Source organism: Micromonospora sp. Llam0 (assembly GCF_003751085.1).
Lineage (GTDB): Bacteria > Actinomycetota > Actinomycetes > Mycobacteriales > Micromonosporaceae > Micromonospora_E.
Genome location: NZ_RJJY01000002.1, coordinates 2,590,178 through 2,604,254, shown reverse-complemented (window position 1 = coordinate 2,604,254; position 14,077 = coordinate 2,590,178). Strand labels below are relative to the sequence as shown.

6 protein-coding genes and 1 pseudogene are annotated in these 14,077 nt (G+C 68.6%); 4 read left to right on the top strand and 3 right to left on the bottom strand.

Annotated elements, in window-relative coordinates:
• Position 1 precedes the first annotated feature (1 nt).
• The 4 genes and pseudogenes from EDC02_RS39100 to EDC02_RS39085 all read left to right on the top strand — a co-directional run.
• Positions 2-4,117, top strand: a complete 4,116-nt coding sequence (locus tag EDC02_RS39100; RefSeq protein ID WP_123607079.1) for a serine/threonine protein kinase — start codon at positions 2-4, stop codon at positions 4,115-4,117.
• Positions 4,117-5,709: a hypothetical protein gene (locus EDC02_RS39095; RefSeq protein WP_123607078.1), complete on the top strand. Its 1,593-nt coding sequence runs from the start codon at positions 4,117-4,119 to the stop codon at positions 5,707-5,709. Before EDC02_RS39100 ends, EDC02_RS39095 begins: the two co-directional genes overlap by 1 nt.
• A complete protein-coding gene (locus tag EDC02_RS39090) occupies positions 5,706-11,201 on the top strand; it encodes an ATP-binding protein (RefSeq protein ID WP_123607077.1) in 5,496 nt (1,831 codons plus the stop codon). The genes EDC02_RS39095 and EDC02_RS39090 overlap by 4 nt, the downstream gene beginning before the upstream one ends.
• Before the next feature lie 96 nt (positions 11,202-11,297).
• A pseudogene (locus EDC02_RS39085) lies at positions 11,298-11,417 on the top strand (DUF397 domain-containing protein); the annotation flags it as partial.
• A gap of 139 nt (positions 11,418-11,556) precedes the next feature.
• Here EDC02_RS39085 and EDC02_RS39080 read toward each other — a convergent pair.
• The 3 genes from EDC02_RS39080 to EDC02_RS39070 form a co-directional block, all read right to left on the bottom strand.
• The gene (locus tag EDC02_RS39080) at positions 11,557-12,147 is read right to left on the bottom strand and encodes a TetR/AcrR family transcriptional regulator (protein ID WP_233606675.1); all 591 of its coding nucleotides are present in this window, start codon (positions 12,145-12,147) and stop codon (positions 11,557-11,559) included.
• 62 nt (positions 12,148-12,209) lie between these two features.
• Positions 12,210-12,683 carry a nuclear transport factor 2 family protein gene (locus tag EDC02_RS39075; protein WP_123607074.1) on the bottom strand — a complete coding sequence of 158 codons (474 nt, stop codon included), beginning with the start codon at positions 12,681-12,683 and terminating at the stop codon, positions 12,210-12,212.
• 782 nt (positions 12,684-13,465) lie between these two features.
• On the bottom strand, positions 13,466-14,035 hold the full coding sequence (locus EDC02_RS39070; RefSeq protein ID WP_158632470.1) for a hypothetical protein: 570 nt from the start codon (positions 14,033-14,035) through the stop codon (positions 13,466-13,468).
• Positions 14,036-14,077: the final 42 nt, after the last annotated feature.

Here is a 14,077-nt window from a genome sequence, read left to right as displayed (position 1 = left end):
CGTGGCTGAGATCGTCGGCGGGTCCACCCCGGCCAACGACGGGGAACGCCTGGTCATCGCACACCTGCGGGACAACGCTCCCGACGACTGGTTCGTGCTGCACAACATCGAAATCCCGGTACACGGCGCGGCGTACGAAGTGGACCTGGTCGTGGTGACCACCCGGGCGGTCCACCTGATCGACGTCAAAGGCACCGTCGGGCGTATCGACGTCGCCGGCGTCCGGTGGTACCCGAAGGGCCGTGGCTCCTTCGCCTCCCCGGTACGCAAGATCCGGTCGCACGCCCGCGCGCTCAAAGGCGTCCTGGAACGGGCCCGGCCCGAGCTGTCCCAGGTCTACGTGGGCCAACTCGTCGTCCTGGTCGGTCGGGACGCCCAGCTGATCGACCCCAGCGACCGCGCCGACGCCGACGCCATCGACGTCGTCGACCTGCCCGGCCTGATCCCGGCGCTCGACGACCCGGCCCGGATCCGGCCCGGCATGATCCGCGACATCCGGGACCATCAGGCGACCGTGCTGAACGCCCTCGGCGGCGGGGTCCGCCGGCGCACCGGGCCACGCCTGTTCGGCAACTGGCAGGTCTGCGAACGGCTCGGCGGCGACGAGGAGGTCACCGAGTACCGGGCCCGCAACGCCACCTTCGCCGGGTCGGAAACCGTGCTGCTGCGGGTCTACCGGGCCGACCCGTTCCTGCCCGCCAAGCAGCGGACAGCGCAGCGCCACGCGATCGGCAACGCCTACGCGGTGCTGACCAGAATGCCGCCGAGCCCGCACGTCGTGGGCCGGCGCGACTTCTTCCCCACCGACGACGAAGGACAGTTCGTCCTCGTCCTCGACGACGTCGACGGTCAGGCGCTGACCGTGCACCTGACCGACTCACGGCAGGCGCTCAGCGCCGACGTGCGGCTGCGGGTCGTCGCCGACCTGCTGCGCGGGCTCGCCCACGCACATACCCACGCCGTGCTGCACCGGGCGTTGACCCCTACGTCGGTGCTGGTCACCCGGGACAACCGGGGCGTACTCACCGGGTTCGACTACGCCCGGCCACCCGGGTCACGGGAGCATTCGGTGGTCCACCGGCTGGCCGACATCCTCGACCCGGCCTACGTCGCCCCCGAATGCCAGGGGCGGGCGCAGGAGATGAGCCAGGCGTCCGACGTGTACGCGGCCGGGGTCATCGCCTACCAGTTGCTCACCGGCGAGTTGCCGTTCGCCAGCACCGATGACCAGACCCGCAAGGGCAGTGTGCTGCCGCAGACGGTGATGACCGCCGCCGGGCTCAGCCCGGCGCTGGCCGAACTGCTGGGCCGGATGTGTGCGCTGAAGCCGTCGGCCCGACCCACCGCCGCCGATGCCCTGCGGGACCTGGCAGTGCTGATCCGGCCCGGCAACACCCGACTGGCCGAGGCAGCCGCCGGGCCATCTCCAGCGCAACCCGACTACCGTGATCTGCCGCCGGGCCACCAGCTGACCCGCAAGTTCACCATCCGCCGCCGGCTCGGCAAGCCGGGCTCCTACGGCACCACCTACCAGGCGTACGACAATCTCGCCGGCCTCGACCGGGCGGTGAAGATCGTGCACCGGGACCGCGAGTCGGTAGTCGAACGGCTGCGGGTCGAGTATCAACTGCTGCTGCGGCTGCCGGCGCACCCCAGCGTGGTCAAGGTGGAGAGCGCCGACTACCTCGACGGCGGCGAGATCCCGTACCTGGTCTTCGAGTACGTCGACGGACAGCAGGTCGCCGACCTGGTCAGCCAGCGGGCGCTGGGGCCGGCGGACACGGTGCGGCTCGGGGTCGACGTCGCCGACGGGTTGGCCTACCTGCACGACAACGGCATCTACCACTGCGACATCAAGCCTGCGAACCTGCTGCGCACCGACAGCGGCTGCAAAATATTCGACTTCAACGTGGCGGTCTCCGACGACTCCAGCCTGTCACGCACCGGCGGCACCGCGCGGTACGCCCCGCCGGACTTCGCCACCGGTGGGCAGGTCACCCGGGCCGACCTCATCGACCGGGACGTCTACGCCCTCGGGCTCACCCTGTACGAGGTGCTGACCGGGCAGTGGCCGTACTCCGATCGCCTTGCCCCTGTCGGGCGGCGGCCCGACGACCCGCGCCAGGTGCCGGGCCTGGGCAACCTCTCCGACCAGCTCGTCCACATCCTGTCGACCGCCATCGCCCCGCTGCGCAGCGACCGGTACACCAGCGCCCAGCAGTTCCGTGACGCGTTGGCCGCCATCGGCGACGAGGTGTTCCAACCGGTCCGGCCGGAGCCGGTCGACCCGGTGCTCCCGCCACCCGCACCGACAGCGGTCGGCAGCAACCCGTTCGTCGGGCACCTGCAGACCCTCTACAGTCAGAGCATCCGCAGCAACGCCGGCACCCGCGCCGGCGGCAACCCGGCGTTCGACCTGTACGTGGCCACCGCGCTGGACGACAAGCTCACGCCAGATGTGTTGGCCGGCGCCTACCGGCTGGTCGTCATCACCGGCAACGCCGGGGACGGCAAGACCGCGTTCCTGGAACGGCTGTTGACGGTCGCCGCCAAGGACGGGCCACACACCCCGGGGCGGCGCGGCAACGGAGCCGACTTCACCACCCCCACCGGCCTGGTCCTACGCACCAACCACGACGGCAGTCAGGACGAGTCCGACAAACACAACGACGACGTGCTGCTGGACTTCTTCGCGCCGTTCGCCGGTGTCGACCTGGCCGGCGTCGCCGGCGAGACCCGGCTGATCGCGATCAACGAAGGCCGGCTGGTCGACTTCCTCGACACCCACCGGGCACAGTTTCCCGCCCTGGCCGACCAGGTGCTGACCAGCCTGACCGACCGGCCGGAGCCGGCGGCCGGCGCGGCCGCCACCGTCGTGGACCCCGGTGTCGTGGTCATCAACCTCAACCGCCGCAGTCTGCTGGACGACTCCGACGAGTTGGGCGGCGCGGTCTTCGACCGGATGCTGGCCCGGATGACCGCACCCCAGCGGTGGGAGGCGTGCGGCGGGTGCGCCCTCGTCGACACGTGCTACGTCCGGCACAACGCCCGTACCTTCGCGCACCCCGCCCTCGGGCCGAAGATCGCCGCACGGCTGCGGATGCTCTACCGGCTGACCGAGCTACGCGGCATCGCGCACATCACCGTCCGCGACGTCCAGTCGGCGCTGGCCTTCATGCTGACCTCCGGTCGTGACTGCGCGGACATCCACGAGCTGTACGCCAGCGACCAGCTCACCGAAGTGCTCGACGGCTTCTACTTCAACAGCTGGGCCGGACCGGTCGCCGGTGCCGACCGGCTACTGAACCTGCTGGCACAGGTCGACGTCGCCACAGTCGCCGACCCGGGCCTGGACCGGCGGCTCGACTACGTCGGCCCGGACGCCGGACGTGCCCTGATGACCGTCGACCAACGCGGCGAATACGACCTGCGGATGCTGCAGCGGTTGGTCGACGCCCTGCCGCGCGGCGCGGCGATGGACCCGGCCACCGCCGAGACGCATCGCCGCTACCTCGCCGCCGCCCGTCGCCGGTTCTACTTCGAATGCGTCGACGACGAACGATCCCGGCGGATGCTGCCGTACCGCTCGGCCCTTGACTTCCTGAACCTGCTGGTCCGGCCGGACGAACTGCCGTCGCGGCTCCCGGAGCTGATCACTGCGCTCAACCGCAGCGAAGGTCTCGGCGACGCGGCACGGCTCGCTGACGCGCTGGCGTTGCAGGTCAGAGTGGTGCCCGGCGGCAAGATCCGCAGCTACCGGCTGTTCCCCGCCGGACAGTTGACGCTGCTGGCCGACGGCGAGCCACAGTCGCCCTACCTGGAGGGTGGCGCGCAGGAGTTGGTGCTCGGCTACCGGGGGGCTGCCGATCATCGGGTCACCCTGCGGATCCGGCTCGACCTGTTCGAGCTGCTCACCCGGCTGCGCGACGGCTACCTACCCGGCATCGCCGAACGCCAAGGGCTGCACCTCGGCCTGACCATCTTCAAACACGAGTTGTCCGCCGCCCCGTACCAGGAGCTGCTGCTCACCGAGACCGGGCAGCAGCTGTGGCGGGTGCTCCGCCAGCCGGGTGGGCAGGTCCGGATGGAGCCGGTGACCCCACGGGAGGAGTCGTAGTGGGGCTGCACAGGGACGACAAGGAGTTCCGCCACCCGGCGGTCAGCTACCTCGACTACACCCAAATCGACATGGACCGGGTGCTCACCGCCCTGCTGCCCCGGCTGTGGTACAATGGCTCGCCCAGCGTGCTGGTCGGTTCGGGGGCGGATCTGAGCGTCGACGCCTTCGTCGAGCAGATCGCCAACTCTCCCGACCGGTTCGTTGGATTCGACCCGGACGTCACCGCGCGCTGGCTGGAAACCCACCTGCTCGACCTGGTCAACCGGGGCAAGCCGGGGCAGGCAATCGCCGGGCTACGTCCGCTGCACGGCTTCACCTACCGTTTCCGGGTAGCCCGCCGGTCCCGGCCGCGCAACGCCGACGAACAGCTCTACCGGATGATCCACCACGGCTCCAGGACCCAAGGCACTGTCCTGCCACTGCTGAAAAGCTTCTTCTTCGCCGGAGTCGACCCGCGTACCGGCGACGGCGACGCCACCGAGATCGACGTCGAGACGCAGACCCTGATCAACCTCTGCGAATCGGCCAAGGGTGCCGTCACCGACCGGGAGGACCAACGGGCCCGCAAGATCTACCCACCGCTGGACACCGCCGCCGCCGAACTGCTCACCCACGACGTCGGCCGGCTGCTCTACCACCGAGGTGTCGTCCCCCGGTCGGTGCTGGTCGACCACCTCAAGATCCTGTTCGCCTTCCACCTGGCGCGGTACCACTTCCGAATCATGAAGACGTTGCCGATCTGGACGGCCGGCGACCGCGTCGCATTCGGTGGCGGATTCTTCCTCGACGTCGCGGGCGTGCCCGACACACCCGCCGCCCGGCTCGCCGAGACCAGCGCCCAGATCTGGTACGACCGGATCCCGGCGTTCGTGCAGGCCACCTTCACCGTAAAGAAGCTCGACGACTTCGGCTGGCACCTGGTGAAAATCGGCAAGCTCCGCAAGCCGGTCGGCGACATGTTCCCCGTCGACCAACTGTTGTCGTTGCTCGGCCCGGCGCACAAGGCCGACCGGGGCCGGTTCGCCGAGGCGCGGCTGGCCCGCGTAGTGGAATCGGCATCCGGTGCGGACAACGGCCTCGACCCGCAGATCGCCGACCTGCTACAGCTGAAACTCGACCCATTCACCACCTACATCGAGATCATCACCGCGTACCGGGTCAAACATCACCGCACCCGGCTGACCGAGTGCCTCGACAGCCTGCTGCTCAAGCACCGCCCCGGCGCGATGCTCGCCCAGCCGCGTCGCGGGCAACGCCGATTCATCCTCGACAGCCGGCTGCTCGAAGTGCTGCTACAGCTGGCCCTGCTCCACCCCGACGGCACCGGCGCGTTTCGGACCGCCGCGATCCGGGTCGACGAGTTCCTTACGCTGCTGCGCGACCGGTACGGCATCTACATCGACGAATTGCCCCCCGGTGACGGCTTCGGCCAGCCCAGCATCACCGACCACCGGGCGCTACGACAGAACCGGGCCGCGTTCGTCGCCCGGCTGCGCGAGATCGGCTTCTACACCGACCTCTCCGACGCCTACCTCACCCAGACCATCACCCCGCGTTATCGCCTCGGGTCCGACGGAGCACCGCGATGAGCACCGGACTACGCGAAGTCACCGACACCGACCTCGACGAAGCCCTCGAACGCGTCCTGGTGCCCCGGTTCGCCGCGCTGCTCGCCGCCCGCACGGCCGGGCACTGCGTCCGGGTGACCGACCTCGGCGCACCGCTGGCCGCCAGGCTCTGCCGCCGGCTGCGCGGCGCCACCGGCACCGCCGCCCAGATCCACGTCCTCGGGCAACCGCCGCAGGTGCCCGACGACGTCGCCATCAGCGGCACCAAGCTCGTCGAACTGCGCAACCCCGACGCCGATGGCCGCCAACGCCCGCCGCTGCTGGTGTTCATCCCACCCGGCACCCACGCCAGCGCCGAAGACTCCTTCGGCGTCGCCACCTTTGAACAGAGTGAACCCGGCGACGTCTACCAGGAACTCGTCACCCGGCTACAGGCTGGTCTGCCCGACGAGCTGCGTACCGCGATCGGCGAACTGTTCGGCGTGCTCGACGAGCAGACGGTCGAGCCAGGTCGGGTCGACGCCGGCCCGCTGCGGCGCGCCCGCTTCCTGCTCACCATCGAACACAACGACCGGGACCCGCAGGCCGCCGGCGGCGCGCTGTTCGAACTCGGCCTCATCCCCGACTTCGAACTGTTCACCGACCCCACCCAGGTCCGCACCCGGGCCACCCGCAACGCCCGGACCGTCCAAGCGCTGAGCCGGGCCGACCGGTCGGTCCGGCAACGCGTCGTCGACCTGCGGCTCACCGATGCCGCGTTCCGCACGAGAGTCGCCGAACTGCTGACCGACGCCGGCCGGGACGCCTCCGCCAACTGGACCCGCCGGATCGTCGTGGACCGGGCCAACTGGGGATTGTCCTTCCACCGCTGGCCGCTGCCGCAGGACCGGGTCGCAACGGCCGTACGCATCACCCTCGCCGAGCTGGCCCTGCCGCGCGCCGGCGGACGCCCCGAACACCGCGACCATCCGGTCCTGGACACCATCACCGGACAGGCGTACCTGCCGGGCGGCGCCTCCGGCCACAACCAGCTGCCGGTGGCGTTCGAGGTGACCCCGGACCCTCGGCAGGTCCGTGGCCTGACCTCCTTCACCGTCCAGTTGATGTCCGAAGAGTCCGGCCCGACCGGCGTACACGCCGTCGTCAAGGTCGGCACCAACCGGCGGCAGACGTACAAGGCCGTGCTGAAACGGCTGCGCTCCGCCCGGCTCGACAACGGCTGGCACTACCTGCGGGTGACACCGATGGACAGCGATGGCGTGCCGCTGCCGGTGGAGACAGGCCACCCCGCGGGTCACCACGACGCCCACGGCGGCGAGGTGCCGGACCGGCACGCCGACAACGAAAGCGACCGGTTCTATGTCGTCGCGGACGACGACCTCGACGAACCACCGGCACCACCTCGCACCCGCCGTTCCGTCGGAGTGACCCAGGAGTTGCTCCGGCTGGCGTTCGAGGCATCGGTGGACGGACGCGACGGGCAAGGCGTCAGCTGCCAGCAGACGTCCTGGAAGGACCCGGCCCGCACGGTCGTCGAGGCCGAGTTCGGCGCGCACGGCACCGCGCAGGTGCCACTCGCTCCGATCCTCGCCGAACTGGAGCGGCAGATCCTCGCCGACCCCACCCAGTTCGCCGTACGACAGCTGACCACAGCGGCCGGGCAGCCACCCCGCCTCGTCCAGGTCGAGCCCGCGCACCCCCCGTTGGCTTCCTCAGACCGGCTCGACACGTTCCTCGCCACCCGGGCCGCTGTCCTGACCGCGATCAGCGGCGACGACGCCATGGTCGTCGCCGGCCGCGACCTGAGTCGGATCGACGCCGCCGTGCTCGCCTACGCGGAGGCATACACCGAGCTGCTCAACGGATCGCTACACAGCACCGGGCGGGTCGCCGAGACCGAGCTGACCCGGCGGCTGGCCACCTTGCTGCAGATCGACACCGTCGTGGTGGAGCACCAGGACATCCGCGGCAACCTGCACCAGCTCACCCTGGTCGCTCCAACCCATCCACTGCGCCTACTGTGGATGGTTACCTGGGCGCGGCTCGGTCGGCACTGGTTGGCTGAAGCGTCGACCGACGCGCCAGCCGAGAGCCCGGCCACGGTCAGTGGAAAGGACCGGATCCGGGCAGCGGCCGAGCGGCTGTTCGCACTGACGCCGACCGGATTCCCGCTGATGATCGTCGGCGCCGACGGCCGGCTAAGCGCCGCCACCGCCGACCTCGCCACCTACTGGGGAGCCTGCCTACCAGCGGAAACCGGCGACCCGCATACGCTGTTGGCCGACGTGGCGGCAGCACTCGGCGTGCCCGACGCCCCGAATGCGGCACTGACGGTCACGGCCGGGCAGCTCGCCGACCGGATCGAGCGATACGTCCGGATGCACCCGTACGTCGCCACTCTGGTCCTGTGCGTAGTCAACCCGGGGCGCGCCGAACTCCTGGCCGACACCCTCATCGAACTGGAACGGCGCAAACCACTTCGACACCTCTCGTACGACCTGCGACTGTTCGCCGCAGACCCGCAGCTAGCCGGCACCGGTGCGGCACTGGCTCAACTACTCACCGGCGAGTGGAGCACCGCCGCCGAAGCGGAGACGTTCTGCACACCGAGAAGCGCGGGGCTGGCACCCAAACTCGCCGTAGCGGTGCTGCCACTGAACGACTTTCGTTCCGCGACAAGCCGGCACACCGCACATGTCACGCTGCTCTTCGACGCCTTCAGCGGTGAAGACCTCGGCGTCGGCCCGGCCCGGCCCGACTCGACCGCACCCGTACACGGACTTGTCCAAGAGTTGACCGTCGATTACGTCGACACCGCCGACGGCATCGTGGCCTGGCACAAACAGCCCCGGCACGGACCCGGGCGGGACATCCCGGGGGCCGAGGAGTATTCCGACCTGCTCACCGCACTCCCCCGGGTAATCTCGGTCGCCGCGGCGACAGTAGCCACCGGCGAAGCGGGAACCGGCCTGGTGCCACGAATCACGCTGAACCTCACCGCCGCCGACGGCAGCCTGCTCCATCAAGCCCACCGATGCAGCGACTGGGTCATCACCGTCGACCGGACCTTGGGCGTCGAGTACTTCGACAGCCCGGGCAGCTCACGCCGCCCCGACTACATCATCGACTTCGCCAGCACCGGACCGGACGGCCTCGGCCACCAACTGGTGGTCAGTTCCAGATCGGTGGACGAGCTGCGCGCCCTGCTGCATCCCATGATGAATCAGCACGGTTTTCAGGTCGACCGTAGACATGCTGGGACCTTCTTCGACCAGCTCCGGCTGCTGTCCGGCCGACTCGCCTTCAAGATCGCGTCTACCGCGCCGAACCAGCGGACCGAAGTCCTGGGACTGGCGCTCGCCCGGCTCTACCTGGAGCATCAAGCGGTCCTGGGCAACCAGATCCTCGTCCCCCTCGATTCCCACCTGGAGCTGTACCGGGAGGCTCGCCGCAGAGCAGACGAGGTCACCGAGAGCATCGGACTACGGCGCACCGACCTGGCCCTGTTCAGCCTCGACGCACAGCGACGCACTATCACCTGTCGACTCGTCGAGGTGAAGTGTCACAGCACGCTGACCAGCATCGCGGACCTGCAGAAGGTCCGCAGCGAGATCATCGAGCAGCTCAGCCGCAGCCGGGACGTCCTTGCTGAAAGCTTCGACCCCGCGCACCACCAGCCCGATCGCCCCGATCGGGCAAGCCGCAACGCGGAGCTCGCCGCGCTGCTGCGCTTCTATCTCGGTCGCGCGGTCCGCCACGGCATCATCGACGATGCTGGTCCGATCGCGGACGAGGCTCGCTGGATGTTGGACCACCTCGACTGGGGATACCAGCTGAACTTCACCCAGACCGGGCTCATCTTCGACCTACGAGGCAGCGGCACCGACCAAGACGTCGAAAGCGACGTCGAGTTTCACCGCATCGGCCGCGATGTCATCGACGAGCTACTCGGCGGCATCGTCACCGACCCGGTGCTGGCGGCCGCCACTCACACCGACACCCGCTCCCAGGGGACTCTGGCGACGCGGCCGTCCACGGTCGCACGGCTGCCACAGGCAGCGTTCCGGGCACCGGCCCGCGACCATGTCGTGCCGCAAGGCCGCCCCGCCGACGACCGCGACCCAGCGGCCGCCGACGATCTCAACGATGCGGCCGATGCGACGCAAGCGAATCTGGGCAGTGCGCCGGATGATGTCCGGCCCCGGTCGGAACCGGCGCACCCGGTGGAACCGCAGGAGTCGACCGACCGGCCGCAACCGCCGGAGTCAACGGACCACCGACAGCTGGCGGTGGCCGACCCATCGGCCCAGTCGATCCAGCCAGACATCTACCTCGGCGCGGCACGTCCGTCGCCACAGTACGGAATCCTCGCCGAGTACGGCGGTCGGCACATCGCGCTCGACCTCAACGAGACGCACACCATCAGCCTGTTCGGGGTGCAGGGCACCGGGAAGAGCTACACGATGGGCACCATCGTCGAAGCCGCTTCCCTCGCCACGCCGCCGGTCAACCACCTACCGCAGCCACTGGCCACAATCATCTTTCACTACAGCGCCATACTGAACTACGTGCCGGAGTTCACCAGCCTGGTCGCACCAAACTCCGACGAGGCGCAGGTGCAGCGCCTGCGGGAGCGCTACGGTGTCGAGCCGGCCGGGCTCGGTGACGTACTGATGCTGGTTCCGGAAGACCAGCTGGAGCAGCGCCGAAGCGAGTATCCCGGCATTGAACTGCGGGCACTCAAGTTCAGCTCCACGGAGCTACGTGCCGCGCACTGGCGATTCCTCATGGGCGCGGTCGGCAACCAGTCCACCTACATCCGCCAGCTCGGTAGGATCATGAAGGCGCACCGCGACAACCTGTCGATCGGTGTCCTGCGCGCCGGAGTCGACCAGTCGACCCTGTCGGATCCCATCAAGCAGCTCGCCCATCAGCGCCTGGACCTCGCTGCCGACTACATCGACGACACCGTCCGCATCCAGGACCTGGTCCGCCCCGGCCGAGTCGTCATCGTCGACCTCCGCGACGAACTGATCGAAAAGGATGAGGCCCTCGGCCTGTTCGTCGTACTCATGGAGCTCTTCTCGGAAGCCACCAGCGACGGGCGACGGTTCAACAAACTCGTTGTCTTCGACGAGGCACACAAGTTCATTGACAGCCCAGACCTCGCCGCCGGCCTGATCGAGAGCGTACGGGAGATGCGGCACAAGGGGATGAGCATCCTGGTTGCGAGTCAGGAGCCGACTTCAGTGCCAGTAGCGCTGATCGAGCTTTCCAACCAACTGATCCTGCACAAGTTCAACTCGCCAGCCTGGTTGAAGCACCTGCAGAAGGCCAACGCAGCTCTCGCCGATCTGACTCCGGCCAAGATGGCCGCGCTCGGGCGCGGGGAGGCATACATCTGGTCCGGCAAGGCGACCGACGCGGCATTCACCCGCAGCGCCGTCAAGGCACAGATCCGCCCCCGGATCACCCAGCATGGCGGGAGCACAAAGACTGCTGTCTCCGAGTAAGCGGTCCCAGGTTTCGCAGACGACTGCAGGTGACGCGAATTGTTGCACTACCAGCAAATGCCCGGGAAGGAATCTGTGCCAGATATGCGTGCTCGGCAGAACCTGCCCCGCCAGGTACTGGTCCGCGACAGCAAAGACCGCACCGGCGGCACCCTCACCTTCACCCCCACCGCCTGGTCCACCTTCGTCACCCAGGCCAGCACCACCGGCAGCTGACCACCAACCGGTGGCGCCTGCTCACCTCGGCCACGGTCACTCAACCCACACCCAGGCAGCGTTCTGGCTGCTGTCTACTCGGTGCTGGAACGGGGCCGGGGCGGGCCCTGGTTTGTTCGGTAGGTTCAGATGTGGTCGGCTATCGATGCCCGACGTCTGAACGGTCCGGGTGTTTCCGGAGGGATGCGAGGATGGCCCCCTGCGCTGCGGCTACGGTGGCCGTGAATGTTGCCGGATCCCGGGTGATGCGTACGGCGCCAGCGTGCATCATCCCGGAGAGTAGTTCCACGGCGAGGCGCACGTCGCCGACGTCGCGGAACTCGCCGCGTGTGATGCCATCTCGTACGACGTTCTCGACCTCGGCGATGACGGCTTCGAACGGACCATCAGGCCCCTTGGGTATCTCCTGGACCAGCGGACCGGAACCCGGACGGAACATCACCTGCAGGGCTTGGTCTGTGCACGCGTCCAGAACTGTACCGATGATCTCCAACATCCGGTCGGTCGCGGAGTCAGCGGACCGTGCACCGATGGCGGCCACCCGATCGAGCATGGGCGTGGCCGCTCGGTGGGTCACGGCCCGTACCAACGCGCTTTTGTCCGGGGCATAGTTGTAGAGGGTGTTACGTGCGATCCCGGCCCGGGCCGCGATGTGACCCATGTTGATCGAGTCGTAGTCGCGTTCCGTCAGTAGTTGCCGAATGGCCTTGGTGATCTCGGCCCACACCATCTCGTGGTGCTCCTGGACGCTATCTCCCCGTATCCGCGGCACGATGTGATTCTGTCCTGGCGTCAGGTGGCGCGTCCAGTGCCGGCAGCAACACCCGCGAGATGAGAGTTTTCCTGGTGGGTCGCGGTGAGCCGCACGCGGGTCAAGCGCCAACCGTCCGGGGTGCGGACCGCTTCGTTGTCGTAGAAGCCCACCACCAGCCAACGGTTGGGGCCGCCTGCGGCAAGCTCCTCTGACAGCCAGTGCTCAGCCCTGACGTGTGCGTGGACCGTCGCGCGGTCGCCGTCGAGATCGACGACATGGCCGGTGATGACGTGATGCGTTGCCGCGAAGGGCGCGAAGGCACCGCGCAGAATCTCGACGTAGTCCCGCAACGGCGTCGTCATCGGCGGAATGCCGGTTACCGACGAGAAATCGAGCGTCAGCGGATCGGTGAAGACCCGCCCCGGCAGTCCGTTGAACTCCCGGCGGTCTGCGATGTCGGCGTAACGTCCGAACAACTCCGTCAGATCCGCGCGGTCCGCGAGCGCGCTCATCTCCCAGCCCCTTCCTCTCCGCGTCACCGCACCACGGCTACCTGGGCAGCGCCGCGACAGTGGATGCTATACGACAACCTGTCGCAAAAGTATGCGACAGGTTGTCGCGAAAAGCAAGCTCGGGCGATCGACGGACCGGTGCAGCGGTCGCGGGCGGCCTCGCTCGTCCGGCCCGGGTTGATGGCCGCGCAAGCCGGTCGACCAGTGCAAGTAAGCAGAAGCCGATCGATGTAGCTACTGGATCGTCGCGCTCCGTCAGCATCCGCTCGTGCCGCAGCGTGCGTGTTGAGGTCGGCTGGTGGCGCGCCCCCACGGACGGTCGGTCCACGGGTTCTTGTCCAGGTAGGTCGTGAGCCTGGGAAACCGCCGCCGGGTAGGGGTCTCGCCGGTCAGCTCGGCCGGAGCCAACGTGCGAAGGGCGACGCAGCAGCGCCTGGGCGACACGTTCGGTGTCACTGCCTACCTCGGCCCGGGCACCTTCGACGATGCGCCAGAAGGCCGGCCCACTCCACGACCAGACCGTACCAAGTCGGTTCGCCCCCTGCGTGCGCCGACGCGAGCAGCCGTGCGAGGCTTACCGGTAGGCCCCGGCGTGAATCAAGATCAAGCGTACGGATCCGCTTGATCCGATCGTCACGATGCGTAACGAAACGCGGCGACGATCGGTGTGCGGTCGTGCCGATGTGCGGTCACTCCGGAAGTGTTCGCCGCGATCGGATGGAGTCATGACTGTTGAACGGTGCCGGAGATGAATGAGACCTTGATCGGCTCTGCCGGTGCCCTCACCGGGAAGAGTCCGCAGCCCCGGCCCGAGTCCGGACTCGAAGCCGATCAAGGCCGACGGTGAGGAGAAGCAGCGGTACGGCGAGGTAGGCCACGAGACCTGCGGCGCGCTTCGCTGCGGTGGCGGCCCCTCCGAGGTGTGCGGGCAGGTCCCAGACGGCGGGCCCAGTCGACAGAATATTCCAGACAGCCGCGTTCTCGCCGTAGTCGAGCACGGTCATCGCGACTGCGGGGATCAGCAGGAGACGCCACCTCCGGCCCGGCAAGCGCCGGATCAACAGGGATGTTACGAGCAGCAGGGCCAGGCCGCAGAGCAGCGGGTACACGAGGTCGAGCAATTCCAGCCGGAGATAGGCCGCCCGTCCCTCGGTACCGCAGGCCGCGACCAGATCGCGTGCATCCGCGGCGGTCCAGTGGCTGCGTACGTCCAGGGCGCTCCGCCCGTGGCAGGCCCGGGAGACCGCGCCGGTCAGGCCGGGCCAGCCGAACATGGCCAGTGCGCTGATCCCATGGAGAACCCAGATAGCTACGACGACCCGGCCACGGCTCATCACGGACCACGCCTTCACCACAACCTCCGATGCTACGATCTCGCAATACCTGCCCCCGGG

Coding starts and splice junctions, on each gene's coding strand:
- EDC02_RS39075 (WP_123607074.1), bottom strand. CDS start 12,683: ATGAGCGCGCTCGCGGACCGCGCGGATCTGACGGAGTTGTTCGGACGT.
- EDC02_RS39080 (WP_233606675.1), bottom strand. CDS start 12,147: ATGGTGTGGGCCGAGATCACCAAGGCCATTCGGCAACTACTGACGGAA.
- EDC02_RS39090 (WP_123607077.1), top strand. CDS start 5,706: ATGAGCACCGGACTACGCGAAGTCACCGACACCGACCTCGACGAAGCC.